The sequence below is a fragment of the Bradyrhizobium sp. B124 genome (genome assembly GCF_038967635.1).
Lineage (GTDB): Bacteria > Pseudomonadota > Alphaproteobacteria > Rhizobiales > Xanthobacteraceae > Bradyrhizobium.
The window spans coordinates 2,973,655-2,989,127 of record NZ_CP152413.1 but is presented as its reverse complement, the minus strand read 5'-3'; the positions used below and the strand labels follow the sequence as shown (position 1 = coordinate 2,989,127).

16 protein-coding genes are annotated in these 15,473 nt (G+C 64.7%); 7 read left to right on the top strand and 9 right to left on the bottom strand.

Annotated elements, in window-relative coordinates:
• Positions 1-69: 69 nt before the first annotated feature.
• Positions 70-1,899 (bottom strand): aminopeptidase P family protein, encoded by a 1,830-nt coding sequence (locus tag AAFG13_RS14485; RefSeq protein WP_342712411.1) that lies wholly within the window; start codon positions 1,897-1,899, stop codon positions 70-72.
• 187 nt (positions 1,900-2,086) lie between these two features.
• Here AAFG13_RS14485 and AAFG13_RS14480 point away from each other — a divergent pair, with 187 nt between their 5' ends.
• Positions 2,087-2,272, top strand: coding sequence for a hypothetical protein (locus tag AAFG13_RS14480; RefSeq protein ID WP_212310534.1), 186 nt, complete (start codon positions 2,087-2,089; stop codon positions 2,270-2,272).
• Positions 2,273-2,290: 18 nt separating this feature from the next.
• On the opposite strand, the gene AAFG13_RS14475 is transcribed toward AAFG13_RS14480, so the two are convergent.
• Positions 2,291-2,797 carry a hypothetical protein gene (locus AAFG13_RS14475; RefSeq protein ID WP_342712410.1) on the bottom strand — a complete coding sequence of 169 codons (507 nt, stop codon included), beginning with the start codon at positions 2,795-2,797 and terminating at the stop codon, positions 2,291-2,293.
• A gap of 1 nt (position 2,798) precedes the next feature.
• A complete protein-coding gene (locus AAFG13_RS14470; protein WP_342712408.1) occupies positions 2,799-3,683 on the bottom strand; it encodes a 50S ribosomal protein L11 methyltransferase in 885 nt (294 codons plus the stop codon).
• A gap of 171 nt (positions 3,684-3,854) precedes the next feature.
• Between AAFG13_RS14470 and AAFG13_RS14465 the strand changes: the two genes are divergently transcribed.
• Positions 3,855-4,019 (top strand): Flp family type IVb pilin, encoded by a 165-nt coding sequence (locus AAFG13_RS14465; RefSeq protein ID WP_212310531.1) that lies wholly within the window; start codon positions 3,855-3,857, stop codon positions 4,017-4,019.
• A gap of 277 nt (positions 4,020-4,296) precedes the next feature.
• Here the strand turns inward: AAFG13_RS14465 and AAFG13_RS14460 are convergent, their stop codons facing one another.
• Positions 4,297-5,904, bottom strand: a complete 1,608-nt coding sequence (locus tag AAFG13_RS14460; RefSeq protein ID WP_342712407.1) for an NAD(P)/FAD-dependent oxidoreductase — start codon at positions 5,902-5,904, stop codon at positions 4,297-4,299.
• 183 nt (positions 5,905-6,087) lie between these two features.
• Here AAFG13_RS14460 and AAFG13_RS14455 point away from each other — a divergent pair, with 183 nt between their 5' ends.
• The 3 genes from AAFG13_RS14455 (at position 6,088) to AAFG13_RS14445 (ending at position 9,575) form a co-directional block, all read left to right on the top strand.
• The gene (locus AAFG13_RS14455) at positions 6,088-6,798 is read left to right on the top strand and encodes a hypothetical protein (protein WP_342712406.1); all 711 of its coding nucleotides are present in this window, start codon (positions 6,088-6,090) and stop codon (positions 6,796-6,798) included.
• A 6-nt stretch (positions 6,799-6,804) separates the two neighbouring features.
• Positions 6,805-7,200 carry a hypothetical protein gene (locus AAFG13_RS14450; protein WP_212310528.1) on the top strand — a complete coding sequence of 132 codons (396 nt, stop codon included), beginning with the start codon at positions 6,805-6,807 and terminating at the stop codon, positions 7,198-7,200.
• 110 nt (positions 7,201-7,310) lie between these two features.
• Positions 7,311-9,575: a fused MFS/spermidine synthase gene (locus AAFG13_RS14445; protein ID WP_342712405.1), complete on the top strand. Its 2,265-nt coding sequence runs from the start codon at positions 7,311-7,313 to the stop codon at positions 9,573-9,575.
• A gap of 118 nt (positions 9,576-9,693) precedes the next feature.
• On the opposite strand, the gene AAFG13_RS14440 is transcribed toward AAFG13_RS14445, so the two are convergent.
• Complete coding sequence (locus tag AAFG13_RS14440) at positions 9,694-10,281, bottom strand: TetR/AcrR family transcriptional regulator (RefSeq protein ID WP_342712404.1); 588 nt, start codon at positions 10,279-10,281, stop codon at positions 9,694-9,696.
• 137 nt (positions 10,282-10,418) lie between these two features.
• Here AAFG13_RS14440 and AAFG13_RS14435 point away from each other — a divergent pair, with 137 nt between their 5' ends.
• Complete coding sequence (locus tag AAFG13_RS14435) at positions 10,419-10,976, top strand: DUF308 domain-containing protein (protein WP_342712403.1); 558 nt, start codon at positions 10,419-10,421, stop codon at positions 10,974-10,976.
• A 48-nt stretch (positions 10,977-11,024) separates the two neighbouring features.
• Here AAFG13_RS14435 and AAFG13_RS14430 read toward each other — a convergent pair whose 3' ends face one another.
• Together AAFG13_RS14430 and AAFG13_RS14425 are read right to left on the bottom strand one after the other, a co-directional pair.
• Positions 11,025-11,870, bottom strand: coding sequence for an alpha/beta hydrolase (locus AAFG13_RS14430; protein WP_229169895.1), 846 nt, complete (start codon positions 11,868-11,870; stop codon positions 11,025-11,027).
• Positions 11,871-12,131: 261 nt separating this feature from the next.
• On the bottom strand, positions 12,132-12,923 hold the full coding sequence (locus AAFG13_RS14425) for a L,D-transpeptidase (protein WP_212310524.1): 792 nt from the start codon (positions 12,921-12,923) through the stop codon (positions 12,132-12,134).
• Positions 12,924-13,213: 290 nt separating this feature from the next.
• Between AAFG13_RS14425 and AAFG13_RS14420 the strand changes: the two genes are divergently transcribed.
• Positions 13,214-13,543, top strand: coding sequence for a hypothetical protein (locus tag AAFG13_RS14420; protein ID WP_212310523.1), 330 nt, complete (start codon positions 13,214-13,216; stop codon positions 13,541-13,543).
• 102 nt (positions 13,544-13,645) lie between these two features.
• Here AAFG13_RS14420 and AAFG13_RS14415 read toward each other — a convergent pair whose 3' ends face one another.
• Positions 13,646-14,407 (bottom strand): ABC transporter permease, encoded by a 762-nt coding sequence (locus tag AAFG13_RS14415; protein WP_212310522.1) that lies wholly within the window; start codon positions 14,405-14,407, stop codon positions 13,646-13,648.
• The gene (locus AAFG13_RS14410; RefSeq protein WP_342712402.1) at positions 14,404-15,327 is read right to left on the bottom strand and encodes an ABC transporter ATP-binding protein; all 924 of its coding nucleotides are present in this window, start codon (positions 15,325-15,327) and stop codon (positions 14,404-14,406) included. Before AAFG13_RS14410 ends, AAFG13_RS14415 begins: the two co-directional genes overlap by 4 nt.
• Positions 15,328-15,473 lie beyond the last annotated feature (146 nt).

The following is a 15,473-nucleotide window of genomic DNA, read 5'->3' as shown; positions in this document are numbered from 1 at the left end:
CCCCGCTTTCGCGGGGGATGACACCGAGTACCGGGATGACACCGAATGTGTGGATGCTTGAACGCGCCGCTACGTCAGCGCCGCCGTCGCCTCGTCGAGCCACAGCTTGGTGGCGTTGTCGTCGAGATGTGGGCGCACCACGCGCGCGACGCGGGCGTGGTAGTCGTTGAGCCAGCTCAATTCGGCTTCGCTCAGCATGCTGACCTCGATCAGGCGGCGATCGATCGGCGCCAGCGTCAGGGTCTCGAATGCGTTGACCGGCTTCTCGGCGCCGGCAATGTCGGTGCCGATCACCAGCTCGAGGTTCTCGATCCGGATCCCATAGGCGTCGGTCTTGTAGTAGCCGGGCTCGTTGGACAGGATCATGCCGCGCTTCAGCGGCGTGGTGCCGAGCTTGGAGATCCGCGCCGGCCCTTCATGGACGCTGAGATAGCTGCCGACGCCGTGGCCGGTGCCGTGCTCGAAATCGATCCCGGCCTGCCAGAGATGTTGCCGCGCGAAGCTGTCGAGCTGTGCGCCGGTGGTGCCGTCGGGGAAGATCGCGCGGGCGATCGCGATATGGCCGCGCAGCACGCGGGTGAAGCGGTCGCGCATCTCGTCGGTCGGCTGGCCGATCGCGATGGTGCGGGTGACGTCGGTGGTGCCGTCCTCATATTGCGCGCCGGAATCGATCAGCAGCAGATCGCCGGGCGCGATGCGGCGGTTGCTCTTGCGCGTCACGCGATAATGCACGATGGCGCCGTTCGGTCCGGCGCCGGCGATGGTCGGGAACGAGACGTCCTTCAGCGCGCCGGTCTGGCGGCGGAAGGTTTCCAGCGCCTCGACGGTGTCGATCTCGGTGAGGTGGCCGGAGGGCGCCTCGCGGTCGACCCAGGCGAGGAAGCGCGCGAGCGCCACCGCGTCGCGCTGGTGCGCCGTGCGGGTGCCGTCGATCTCGGTGAGGTTCTTGACCGCCTTCAGCAGGCTGACCGGATCGTTGCCGCGCACCGGCTTGCCGCCGGCGCCGGAGATCAGGCGGCTCAACGCGTCGGCCGCGGTCGCGCTGTCGAGCGCGATCGAGGCGCCGCGCTTGGCGAGCTCGGTCAGTTTTGGCGTCAGCGCCGCCGGCTCTTCGACATCGGCGGATTGTTCGAGATGGTCGCGGGTCGCGTTGGACAGCTTGCGGTGATCGATGAACACCAGCGGCCGGCCTTCCTTCGGCACCAGCGCATAGGACAGCGGCAGCGGCGTATGCGAGACGTCGGCGCCGCGGATGTTGAAGGTCCAGGCCACCGCGTGGCTGTCGGAGAGCACCAGCGCATCGACCCCGAGCTTGTTGATCTCGAGCCGGATGCGCTTCAGCTTCTCGGCCTCGATCTCGCCGGAAAACTGCGCGCCGTGGATCGCGACCGGGCCGAGCGGCGGTGCTGGCCGCTCGTGCCAGACCGTATCGACCGGGTTGCCGTCGACGGCGACCAGTTCGGCGCCGGCCTTGGCGCAGGCCGCCGCCAGCCGTTCGGCTGCCGCAGAAGTGTGCAGCCAGGGGTCAAATCCTAGGCGGTCGCCGGCTGCCAGGTGCCGGGTCAGCCAGTGCTCCGGCGGCGGCTCGACCAGCGGCTCGACCTGCCAGGCCTTGCGATCGACCTGCTTGCCGGCCTGCAGCGTGTAGCGCCCGTCGACGAACAGGGCGGCTTCCTTGCTCAGCACGATCGCGAGCCCGGCCGATCCGGTGAAGCCGGTCAGCCAGGCCAGCCGCTCCTCGGACGCCGCAACATACTCATTCTGCTGCTGATCGGCGCGCGGAACCACGAACCCGATCAGCTTGCGCCGCGCCAATTCCTCGCGCAGCGCGCTTAAGCGCGCGGTCAGCGCCACGCCGCCTTCGGGCTCTTCGAACGTCTGGAAATGGGCTTCGAACATCGCCTTTGCACTCTCTTCGGATGCAGCATGAGCTTCGCGCCGACGCGCTGAGGCATGACCACATTTTTGGCATAACTTATGCTTGAATCATGGCATAGTGGAAGTGACCGGACGATGTCCACCATCGCCGATCGAGCGTACGGGGGGCGTCCAGGAGTGTCTCAACTCAACGGTGAGGAGATGCACGATGCCTGCATTCACGTTTGAGAAGATCTCGCCACCGGTTCGCCGCGGGCCGATCGCGCCGGTTGAGCAGAAGCAACGTGGCGTCATCGTGCAGATGCTCGACCGTTTGGTCGAGGCGCGTGCCAGGCGTGCAGCCGGTCAGGACAAGGCCGACACGGCCGGCCGCGATTCCGCAGCACCTGAATAGCCAGCCCGCAGATCGCGTTTACGGTGCGAGGTCGGACGCCTTCGCCACGGTTACATTGACGACCCTGGTGCCCTCGAGTTCACGCACGATCCGCTCATCGGGGCCGACGACACCCAGATCGAATTCGCGCTCCGGCGTCAGCAGCGTCACGCGCTGACCGGCGATCACGACGACGGTCATGTCGAGCGGCTCGCCGGATATCGCCCATTCCCTCAGCTCGTTGCGAAACGGCTCCCTGCGCCAGGCATCCGGAAAGCCCGGATCGCATCTGACCTCGAGCCCGTCGTCCGACGTGGTCAGGACGAGCTTCGATCGGGAGGGCTTCCAGTGCTCCTCCAGCAGCTCGTTGACCAGCCAGACGCAGCTGAACGCGCGGCACTCTGCCGGCCGGCTTGGATAGATCCGGCAGCCGCGCCCTGGCTTGCAATGGGCACACCATGCGTTGGCCGGCTTCGCCAGCTGCTCGATCGCCATCACCTTGCAGCAGAGCGTGCAGTCGCCGCACTGTCTGCCGGTCGCGGCCATTTCACCTGACCGAGCGCAGCAGCAGGCTGCTCCAGCCCTCGATCTTCAGATGCCGCAGCGGCACCAGCCCGCGGGCGCGATAAGCAGCAACGACCGCCGGCGCCTGATGCGTCAGCAGGCCCGAGAGGATGACCTGCGCCGACGATGCGAGGTGCCGGGCCATCGGCCCCGCCAGCTGGCGCAGCGGATTGGCGAGGATGTTGGCGAGCACCAGATCGAACGGCCCGTCCTCGGCAAACCGCGGCGATGCAAAGCCGGTGGCACGGATCACATCGACCAGATGTCCTGCCCCGTTCAGCCGGGCATTCTCGGCGGCGACCTTGACCGACGGCGGGTCGATGTCGCTCGCCAGCACCTTGCGATGCTGCGCCTTGGCGGCGGCAATTCCCAGCACGCCGGTCCCGGCGCCGAGATCGAGCACCCGGCGGGGCTGATAGGCCTTCAGCACGTGATCGAGCAGCAGCAGGCAGCCGCGCGTGGTGCCGTGATGGCCGGTGCCGAAGGCGAGCGCCGCCTCGATCTCGATCCCGAGCTTGTTCGGCGGTATCCTGTGCCGGTCATGTTGGCCATGGACGATGAACCGGCCGGCCGCGACCGGGACCAGATCTTCCAGGCTGGCCTTGACCCAGTCCTTTGCCTCGACGGTGTCAAATACCAAAGTCGATGCGACATCGGGCCGCACAGTCTGTCCGACCAGCTCGCGCAACAAGGTTTGGTCCGGCGGCTCGGCAAAATGGACGGTGACATCCCATCGGCCATCCGGCCGCTCGAAGGCCGCAAATGCCGCCTGATCCTCGAAATACATCTCGGAGAGCGCGTCGACCACGCGCTTTGCGGTCGGTTCGTCTGGAAGGGTGATGCTGGCGCGGTGTGTGGACGGGGTCATCGGAGGCCGGTAGCGCGGTTTTTGTTAAAGTTTCAAGCCGTATTCAATCGAATATCGCGAGAATTGATAGGTTCCCGATTCAGACAACCTTAGATACCGCCGTACTACTACGGAGGTGGAACTAGGGAACACCCTTCGTTCCAAGGCATCACAACCCAGGGCAGGGCTGCAATGAGAACTCTTTTCGTTAGGTTTTTACAGAATGAATCCGGCGCGACCGCCATCGAATACGGACTGATTGCGACCGGCATCGCCATCGCCATCATCGCTGCGGTGAATGGCGTCGGCACGAACTTGAGCGGGACGTTCAGCACGGTCGCGAGCTCGCTCAAGTAATTTCGCAGACGGCGTTCTCGAGCAAGCACCGGGCAACGAGGCCCGGTGTTTTCTTTTTGACAGGTTGTCCACAGAGCCTCACGCAGCCTGTCCACAAGACATCAAGCGCATTGTCCCCGGGGTCGTCGGCTTCCGTTCCACCGGCAGTCGACCGGGATACTCACCGATTGTCCCGCCAAGGCACACCACCTCTGGCTACGGTCGACCCACAGCTTCTCAACAGACCTGTCCACAACTTGGCCCGGCGCCGACCGCGGCCCGCGATGCGCCCTCTGCTCTATGCGAACAGCGCGCGATGGTCGGCGAGGACGGCCCGCGCGGCGTTGTGGCCGGGGGCGCCGGTGACCCCGCCGCCGGGATGGGCGCCGGAACCGCAATGGTAGAGACCGCGCAGCGGTCCGCGGTAATCGGCATGGCCGAGCATGGGACGCGCCGAGAACAGCTGGTTCAGTGTCAGCGCGCCGTGGAAGATGTCGCCGCCGAGCAGGCCGAACTGCCGCTCGAGGTCGAGCGGCGACAGGATCTGGCGGCCGACCACACTGCCCGCGAAACCGGGGGCATACGTGTCGACGGTTGCGATCATCAGGTCGGCGACTTCCTCGCGATGGTCGTCCCATGATTTACCGTCGGGCAATTGCGGCGCGACGTGCTGGCAGAACAGGCTCGCGACATGCTGACCCGGCGGGCTCAAACTGTCGTCGAGCGTCGAGGGGATCAGCACCTCGACGACCGGCGCGCGGCTCCAGCCAAATTCACGCGCGTCGCGCCAGGCGCGATCCATGTAGCCGAGACCAGGCGCGATGATGATGCCCGCAGTGAGGTGATCGCCCGGGCCGGGCAACGCCGTGAACGAGGGCAGGGTATCAAGCGCCACATTCATCCTGAATGTGCCGGAGCCGTTCTGCCATCGACCGATGCGCGTGCGGAATTCGCTTGCCAGTGCGCCTTCCGGCACCAGGCGCGTGTAGAGCAGCTTCGGGTTGACGTTGGAGACGACATATTTGGCGCTGATCGTCTCGCCATTGTCGAGCATGACGCCGGTGGCGCGATCCTTCTCGACGATCACCTCGCGGACAGGCGCATCGGTTTCGATCTCGACACCATGGCCGCGCGCGGCACGCGCCATCGCCTGGGTGATCGCGCCCATGCCGCCGATCGCGTGGCCCCAGACGCCCTTCTTGCCGTTCACCTCGCCAAACGCATGGTGCAGCATCACATAGGCCGAGCCGGCCGCGTAGGGGCTGGCATAATTGCCGACGATGGCGTCGAAGCCGAACAGCGCCTTGACGAGGTCGTTCTCGAAACGCTCGTCGAGCATCTCGCCGGCCGAGCGTGTGAACAGGTCGAGCAGATTGCGCTGCTGCTCGAGCGACAGCCGGCGCAGGATGTTGGCGGTGCCAAGCGCGTTGAAGGCTTCACTCATGGCGCCGAGGCCGAAGCCTTCGACCAGGTTCGGCGGCGCGCGCAGCACGAATTGGCGCAGCACATCGGCGATCGCTTCGAGTTCCCCCGAGAACACGCCGATCGTTGCCGCATCCCGCTGGCTCAGTCTCTCGACCGACTGCTGGGTGCGGCCTTCGCCGGTCAGCAGGTAACTGCCGTCGGGTGCGGGGAGGAAGTTCTGCGCGCGGCGTTCGACGATCTTGAGGCCTTGCTCGGCAAGTTTCAGGTCGGAGATGATTTGCGGGTTGAGCAGGCTCACCGTGTAGGCGGCGACCGAATTGCGGAAGCCCGAACAAAACTCTTCGGTGACGGCGGCGCCGCCGACCACCTTGCGGCGCTCGACGACCCTGACCTTGAGCCCGGCCATCGCGAGATAGGCCGCGCAGGTGAGGCCGTTGTGCCCCGCACCGATGATGACGACGTCGACTTCATGATTGGACATGGTGCTTCTATAGGCCGGATGATCTCATCCGGCCACCGTCCGCGATGCCCTCGCATCCGGCGGGTCACAAAACCGTACCGATCCGGATACGATAGTTCGACCGCGATTGTCGGGGGCCGTGAACCCCCAGCGGGGCAGGCAGGGCGCCTCGTTCGTTCAGTCTTGCCAAACCGTGGAGTGCAAATGCCGTTTGTTTTTGATCAAACTCAAATCGAGTGGCCCGACGACGATTCCGATCTGCCGCCGCCGCGTGCCGACCAGTTCGTCTATCTGCCGGCGCCGGAATATGGCGGGCAGCACGACCCCGTGCATTTTTCTCTGGACGTCCCGCCCGAACCGCCGCCGGACAAGGTGCCGGTTTCGCGACCAAGCCTGTGGGACCGCCTGCGTGGCCGCAGGACTCCGGCTGCGCCAAGTCCGCAGGCGACGGCAGCCTGGCATACCGCACGCGCCACGCAGGCCGTCTTTGTCCGGCAGCGTTTGCTCGCCGCGGTCGTTCCGGTGCTCACCGATCTCGGCGTGCGGCAGCTCTACTGTCGCTATGACGGGGGCAATGACGAGGGATTCACCTGGCTTGAGAGTGCCACGCTTCAGGACGGCACGCGCATCGACACCGCTGCACTGGTCGATCAACTCGTCGCGCGCAAGCTGCTCGACCGGCTGGTCGCGCGCGGGGTGACGCGCCGGTACGACGGCAGGAGCGAGCACAACCAGATCGACTCCTTTGTTCACGACTGGCTGTGCACGGAGTTTGCGACCATGCTGCTCGGCAGCGGCTATGGCACCGGCGAGCATGTCCTGTACGGCGCGTTCACGGTCGATCTCGACGCCGGCACCGTGACCGACGACCCCGCCGCCGATCCGGTGACCCGCAACGCAGAGATCACGAGGTAGCCCGCGATGGCGCATCCCTATCATCATGCCGTGCGTTCGGCGCGCCTGTTCGGCGGTGTTCCCGAGGACTACCTGCCGATCCACGACTGGTTCGACGAGAGCAAGGCGCATCTCGCCGACGTGCGGCACCGCGCGCTGCGTCATCACAGCGAAGGCATCTTCCTCTGCGAGAAGATCTTCGGTGCGACGCTGACCAACAGCGCCGGCAAGCAGGTGCCGGTGCGGACGGTCGGCGAGCAGCACGTCAAGGACGATCTCGGCTGGATCCCGTCGGTCAAGGATTGGCTGCAACATCTGGAAATGCAGCCCTGGATGGGACGAACGCCGTTCCGGCCGCAGATGGACGAAGCTGCGCCGCTTACCGGCGCGGTAGGTTCGACCGATGATGTCCTGACCGGCTGAGCCGCTCAAGCGATTGGCATCGGTGGCCGTGTTGCCCGCTGCGTGGCGCTATGATTCAATGCAATGCATCTGCCCGGTGTTGATCTGCCGGATCGTGACCGGGAGTATTCATGTCGTCTGAGCCGTCCGCCTCGCGAAACCGGCTGGTGCTGGTTGTCTACACCGCCGCGATCTTCGTCAGCGCGCTGTTGCTTTTCTCGGTGCAGCCGCTGTTCACCAAGATGGTGCTGCCGCGGCTCGGCGGCTCGCCGGCGGTGTGGTCGGTGGCGATGGTGTTCTTCCAGTCGCTGCTGCTCGGCGGTTACGCTTACGCACATCTGCTGATGAAGCTGAACAGCCGCGTGGTGCCCATCGTGGTGCATCTCGTGCTCCTCGTCATCGCGCTGCTGACATTGCCGCTGACGATCAAAAGCGGCTGGGGCGAGCCGCCGACCTCGGGCTACGCGGTCTGGCTGCTCGGCCTGTTCGCGGTGTCGATCGGCCTGCCGTTCTTCGCGCTCGCCGCCAACAATCCGCTGCTGCAGGCCTGGTTCGTGCGCACCGGCCATCCCAACGGCCCCGACCCGTATTTTCTCTATGCGTCCTCGAACATCGGCAGCTTCCTGGCGCTGCTGTCCTATCCGGTGCTGCTCGAGCCGATGTTCACCTTGCGCACCCAGAACCTGATCTGGACCGGCGGCTATGGGCTGCTGATCGTTCTGATCGCAAGCTGCGGCGTGCTGCTGTTGCGCTCGCCGGCCTATGCCGCCGCGCTCGACGGGCAGGTTGACGACGCGAAAGCACCGGCGCCGTCCTGGTCGCGGCGGGCGCGCTGGATCTTCCTGGCAGCCGTGCCGTCCGGCCTGCTGATCGCAGTGACCGCGCATATCTCGACCGACGTCGCGGCCGCTCCCTTGCTTTGGGTGCTGCCGCTGTCGCTGTATCTGTTGACCTGGGTGCTGGTGTTCCAGTCGCGGCCGCTGCTGCCGCACAAATGGATGCTGCTGGCGCAGCCGCTGGCGATCGCCGGCGTCGTGATCCTGCTCGCGGTCGGCGGCGAGCAGAACCTGCTCCTCACGCTCGGCGGCCATCAGCTCTGCTTCTTCATCATCGCGATGGCCTGTCATGGCGAGCTCGCGCGCACCCGCCCGGCGGCGAAATATCTTACCGGCTTCTATGTCGCGCTGTCGTTCGGCGGCATGGTCGGCGGCCTGTTCGCGGGGCTGATCGCGCCGTTCACCTTCTCATGGATCGCCGAATATCCGATCCTGCTGGCGCTCGCGGCGCTGTGCCGTCCGCCCGGCGGCGCGGAGCGGCTGCCGCGCTGGAGCGCCTGGTACTGGCCGTTCCTTGCGGTGCTGGCGGTGGCGCTGATCGCGCCGAGCTATTCGGCCGGCGACATCTTCAACTGGTTTGACGACCACCGGGTGTGGGTGATCGGCGCGGTCGGCGTGCTCTCGGCGCTGCTCGCGCTCGCACTGAATGCCAATCGCTGGAAGATATTCGCCACCGTCGTGGTCGCGCTGGTGGTGCTGCGCGCCTATCCATCCGACGACGGCCGCGTCGAAACCGTGCGCAGCTTCTTCGGCGTGCACAAGATCGTGGTGACGCCGAACGGGCAGTATCACGTGCTGATGCACGGCACCACGATCCATGGCGCCGAGAAGTTCAAGAACGACGACGGCACGCCGGTCAGCGGAAAGCCGGAGCCGATCAGCTACTATCACAAGGACGGCGGCATCGGGCAGGCCATCACCGCAATGCGCGAGCGCAAGGGTGCGCCGCTGAAAGTGGCTGTCATCGGGCTCGGCTCGGGGACGCTGACTTGTGCATCGGCCCCCGGCGAGGACTGGCGATTCTTCGAGATCGACCAGTCGATGGTCGATACCGCGCGCGACCCGAAATACTTCACCTACATCCAGAGCTGCGAGCCGAACCTGAAGCCTGTGATCGGCGACGCGCGGCTGACCTTCGCCAAGGAGCCGGACGGCGTCTACGATCTCATCATCGTCGACGCCTATTCGTCGGACGCGATCCCGATCCATCTCGCGACCGAGGAGGCGATGGCGATCTACAAGGAGAAGCTGGCGCCGCGGGGCGCGGTCGTGATGCACGTCTCCAACCGGCATCTCGAACTTGCCAGCGTCGTGGTCGGCATCGCCGATGCCAACGACATGAAAAGCTGGGTCTATAGCGAGGATTCCGGGCGCGACAACGAATACATCTTCTCGACCTCGGTCGTGGTCTCCGCGCGCGAGGACGCCGATGTCGGCAAGCTCGCGTCGTCCGACGTCTGGACCGAGACCGATGCCAACGAGAAGCAGTGGGTCTGGACCGACGATTATTCGAACGTGCTGGGCGCGGTCTACCGGCGCCTGCGCGACGGCGAGCAGTAGGCTCTAGCGGTCTTGCTCTAGAGCATTTCGGTTCTGATTGAATCAGAACCGAAGCTCTAGATTTTTGTTTGACGGGTTTTCTTCACGCGAACCGGTGGCCACTTCGCTCGAAAACGTTCTAGCGCTCCGCTACCAGCAGCTTCGCGATCCCTGAGCTGACGATCGCGGTGAACAGTTCGGGGTCGTTGAAAGCCCGCGCAGAGAGCATCGCGCCATGAACCGATGCCATCAGCGTTTGGGCCTCATCTTCCGGCCGCTTGTCCAGCCGGAACAGGCGCTGCTCTGCGCCAGCCTGCAGCACCGACGTAAGCCATCGCGCAAGATGATGGAAATGGGCGCGGACGCGCGATGCGACCTCGTCCGGCAACATCGGCATCTCGCCGGCAAGCATCGCGCAGACGCAGAACGGCAGCGTGGCATCTCGAATGCACGCCTGCCAGAAGCTCACATAGGACTGCAGTTGGTCGGCCGGGCTGGCGGACTGCTCCAGCAGGGACTTCAGCCCCAGCTCGGTCTGCTGCCGGTAGCGATCGACCAGCGCCGAAACCAGCTCGGCCTTGGTCGGGAAGTGATGGTGGATGCTCGCCTTCCTGATGCCGATCGCATCCGAGATGTCGGCATAGCTGAACCCGTTATAGCCGCCCGCCACGATGAGAGACTGCGCGACGTCGAGAATCCGCTCTGAAGTCGAAATCATTGGGTTCATGCCGGCGCCTACCTTCCGATAGGTAAGTTGTCAAGGCGGGTGGCGCACCTGTTCGACACAAGAAGGTGTCCCTGTGCCCGATTGACCTGGGACGTTTACATACCTACTAGTAGGTAGGTAAACATGGGAGTCAATCAATGCAAAGCCGACTTTCGGCCCAATCCAGCTGGCTGCAATCCTACTATTTCGGGCGCGCTCTCTTCTCGATCGCCTGGGTCGCCGCCGCCGTTCTTTTCAGTGGACAAGCGGGCCCTGCCGCATTCCTGCTTGTGATCTACCCGGCATGGGACGCCATCGCCAATCTGGCGGACGGGCGCGTCAACGGCGGGCTGAAGGCCAACCCGTCCCAGGCATTGAATGTCGTGGTCAGTGCCATCACGACGCTCGCCGTGATCGTGGCGATCGGCCGCAACACCTATGCGGTTCTGGCGGTGTTCGGGGTTTGGGCGATCCTTGCGGGTATGCTGCAATTGTCCACCGGCGTCAGGCGCTGGCGTCATGTTGGGGCGCAATGGGCGATGATCCTCAGTGGTGCGCAGTCGGTACTGGCCGGCGGCTACATGATCAGCCGATCGATCGGCACCGTCGCGCCGACGATTCTGGACGTTGCTCCCTATGCGGGATTCGGCGCGTTCTATTTCCTGCTTTCGGCGATCTGGCTCGTTGCCAGGGCCCACCGCAGCGCGCGTGCGTAAGCACTGCCCGGCGGCATCGGAGAGCGCCAGTCGACGTCACCGCGATGGCTATTTCTTCTCCGGTGCTGTCGTCGCGGAGGCGGGTGTCGAAGCCGCAAGCAGTGGCATCGTCGGCGCGCTCTCGCCGCCGTCCTCGTCGAGGAATTGCTCCACGCCGGCCTGGATCGACGATTTCGCGCTGTCAGGGCCGCGGTCGCTGAGGTCGTTGTGCTGGAATTCGGTTCTGACCACCTTGATGCCGAGTCTCGCGCAGGTCTCGTCGTCAGGCACGACGCCCGGATCGGCCTTGAACACCGGATCCCTGGAGCGGAACGACAGGATCTTGATCTTGCTGTCGGTGATGAATGGGACGCGCAGATTGTCCAGCGTCACGACCTTCTTGACCAGGTCGGGATGCTGCCTGGCGAAGAACATCGAGATGTCGCCGCCGTTGGAGTGGCCGATCAGCGTCAGCGCGCGATAGTTAGCGTTCGGATAGAGCTTCTTCAGCTCGTCGATCGCATACATGATGTTGAAGACGCCGCGATTATATTGCATGCGGCGGCCGACATATTCCTCGCCGACCTTGGTCACCATCGGCGCATCGCTGTCGAGATCGTGCTGGATGCTGACCACGAGATAGCCGCGTGACGCGAACACATTGGTGAGGAACGAGTACTCGGTGTTCCTGACGGTGTTGCCGTGGCTCAGGATCGCGACCGGCAGCTCGATCATCTCAGCCATCGCCTGCATTTGCCGGTCGCGCCGCACGGCGACCTCGACCGTGACGTCGCGATCGTCGCGCAGAACGTCGTGGAACGTCAGCGTCGTGTGACGGATGGCCCATCTGTCCGTCGTGAAATAGCCGGCCATCGCCACGATGCACAGGCAAAGGACAATGATGCCCCGTTTCATGTCGACCTCTGATATTGCCTACGCGACCCGCGCTTCTCGCCCTGGTTTCATGGGGCATTCCGCGTGAATCGGCCTCCAGGGGCCGGGCGGGCGCTCTTGCCGCCGAATATCGGGCTAATTTTACAATCAGATGACGGCGCGACGACGGGCCACGGCGCACGACGACGCGGGCCTTTTGCGACGGTCACAAGCGGGTGAGGGGAGCGTGAACTGACGGCGCGGCGGCTGCGGCGCCGTCAGTGGATCAGGAGAAACTGCGTCTCAGTCCTGATAGTTGTTGCCGTAGAAGCTGCGCTGCTGCTGGTAGTACGGCCGCGGCTGATAGGTGCCTTGCGGCGCCACCGCGTAGCCCTGATTGCCGTAGTATTGCTGCTGGCCATAGGCCTGCGCGTCGTAGACGCGACGGCTTGAAGGCGGCGCCGGGTAGCGCTGCGCAGTCGAGCTGCCGTCGGCCGGATAGATGTAGCCGTCATCGGCGCGGGCCTGCGCCGGATATTCGCGCGGCTGCGGTGTCAGGACGACCGGGTCGCCGGCGGCGGCGGTACCATACTGCTCGTCCTGCTGCGGCGCGCGGCGGGCGACCGCGGTGCCGTTGCGCCCGCGCGGATTGCGCGCCAGCGCGACCTGCGCCGAGCCGGTCAGCGTCACGGTGGTGTTGAGCACGCCTTCCTTCTGGACCAGGGCGTAGAGCGTCGATGCGTTGTCGCGCGACAGCCGCACGCAGCCATGCGAGGCCGGTGTGCCGAGGCGGTTGACCGAGTCGGTGCCGTGGATCGCGTGTCCGATCTTGGTGAAGAAGATCGAGTGCGGCATCGGCGCGTCGTCGAATTCCTTGGAGTAGTGATCCTCTTCCATGCGGAAGGCGCGGAAAGTGCCGTTCGGCGTTTCGCGCGAGGGGATGCCGCTCGAGACCGGCCAGTGATAGCGCGCGACGCCGTCGACCGCGACGGTCATCTGCTGGTTGTCCTTGTCAATGGTGATATCGACCTTGGCCTGCGCGGCGCCGGCCGTGAACAGCATCACGGAAGTGAACGCAATAAGGAACGAACGCATTTTATCTTTGGCCTCCAGGCCTGATTACAAAGCCGTGGCTCTCCGTCCCCGGCAAACAATATGCCCGGAATCGAAATTTGGTTCCAGTGGCGGACCTGGTGCATCGTTAATCCCGCACGCGGCGCAAACAAGGCCGAAGCCGGGCTGGCCTGTCGCTGCGGACTGACATTTTCGCGAGCAAGGCCGCGACAACGGCCCCAGTTGGTCACCGCTACGCAACCATTTGGCCGCATGGGCGTTTCACAATCCCGCCCCGGCGGCGCATTCGTGCCGCGCATCAAGGAATCAAGATGAACAACACCAAGGTTAAGACCGCGGCCGTCGTCCCAGCCGGCCTCTCCGCGCGGCTCCTGCTTGCGGCCGCAGCTCTCGCTTTGGCCCTGATGACTGTCCCCCAAGCCGGCCATGCCCAGGGCATCGTCCGCGGGGCGCATGAAGGTGCCTATGAGGGCAACCGGGCCGCCGGTCCGATAGGCGGCGTGGTCGGCGGAGCCGTCGGTGCTGGCGTCGGCGGCGCCATGGGCGCGGTCAAGGGCGTGTTCGGTATCCCGGATCGCGGCTACCGCCGTGGCCACCGCTGCCGCGGCTACTACCGCCACGGCCATTTCCATTGCTACTGATTGGGAGGTGCGTAGCCCGGATGGAGCGCAGCGAAATCCGGGTTCTGCAGGCTTGGCGATAAAGGTCCCGGATTTCGCTGCGCTTCATCCGGGCTACAGACGTCAGTTCTTCAGCCGGTAGCCGGTCCTGAAGATCCAGGCGACGATCACCATGCAGGCGATCAGGAAGCCCGCAGTCATACCGAGGCTGAGCCCGACGCTGACATCGGCGATCTCGTAGAAGCTCCAGCGGAAGCCGGAGATCAGATAGACCACCGGATTGAACAGCGTGAGGGTGCGCCAGGCCGACGGCAGCATGTTCACCGAGTAGAAGCTGCCGCCGAGGAAGGTGAGCGGCGTCACCACCAGCATCGGGATCATCTGCAGCTTCTCGAAGCCGTCGGCCCAGATGCCGATGATGAAGCCGAACAGGCTGAAGGTGACGGCCGTCAGCACCAGGAAGGTCAGCATCCAGACCGGATGCTGGATGTGCAGAGGTACGAAAAGTCCGGCGGTGGCCAGGATGATCAGGCCGAGGATGATCGACTTGGTGGCGGCCGCGCCGACATAGCCGATGACTATCTCGAGATAGGAGATCGGCGCCGACAGGATCTCGTAGATCGTGCCGGCGAATTTCGGGAAGTAGATGCCGAACGAGGCGTTCGAGATGCTCTGGGTCAGCACCGACAGCATCACGAGCCCCGGCACGATGAAGGTGCCGTAGCTGACGCCCTCGACCTCCGTGATGCGCGAGCCGATCGCGGCGCCGAACACCACGAAATACAGCGAGGTCGAGACCACCGGCGAGACGATGCTCTGCAGGAGCGTGCGCCAGGTGCGCGCCATTTCGAACAGATAGATCGCCCGGATTGCGCGGTAGTTCATGGCGCCCTCACGAGGCTGACGAAAATGTCTTCGAGGGAGCTCTGCCTGGTATCGAGATCGGAGATCCGGACGCCGGCATTGCGCAGATCGTTGAGCAGGCTGGTGATGCCGGTGCGATCGCCCTTGGTGTCGTAGTCGTAGGTCACCGCGTGGCCGTCGTCGGAGAGCTCGAGGCTGTAGGCGGCGAGCGCCGGCGGAACGGCGTCGAGCTTGCTCTGCAACTGCAGCGTCAGCTGCTTCTTGCCGAGCTTCTGCATCAACGTCGCCTTGTCCTCGATCAGGATGATCTCGCCCTTGTTGATGACGCCGATGCGGTCGGCCATCTCCTCGGCTTCTTCGATGTAGTGCGTGGTCAGGATGATGGTGACGCCGGCCGCCTGCAGCGTGCGGACCACTTCCCACATCCCCTTGCGCAACTCGACGTCGACGCCGGCGGTGGGCTCGTCGAGGAACAGGATCTGCGGCTCGTGCGACAGCGCCTTGGCGATCATCACACGGCGCTTCATGCCGCCGGACAGCGTGATGATCTTGCTGTCCTTCTTGTCCCACAGTGACAGGTCCTTCAGCACCTTCTCGATATGATCAGGGTTCTTCGGCTTGCCGAACAGGCCGCGGCTGAAGCTGACCGTCGCCCAGACCGTCTCGAAGGCATCGGTGTGCAGTTCCTGCGGAACCAGCCCGATCATCGACCGCGCCGCGCGATAGTCGGCGATGATGTCGTGTCCGCCGATCGAAACACGGCCCTCGCTAGGATTGGCGATGCCGCAGATGATGCTGATCAGCGTGGTCTTGCCGGCGCCGTTCGGTCCGAGCAGCGCGAAGATCTCGCCCTTGACGATATCGAGATTGATGCCCTTCAGCGCCTTGAAACCGGAGCCATAGGTCTTTGAAAGATTGGATACGGAGATTATCGGCGACATGGAGGATCGGAAGCGTGAGGGAAGGGCGCGCGCGGATTGGAGCCCGGGCGGGGGCGTGATGCGGGTTCAGCCCAGATAGGAACGCACGGTCCGTTCTGCAATCGGTCGGCGAGGGAGAAATTTATTCTGCGGCATTCACCGCTCCC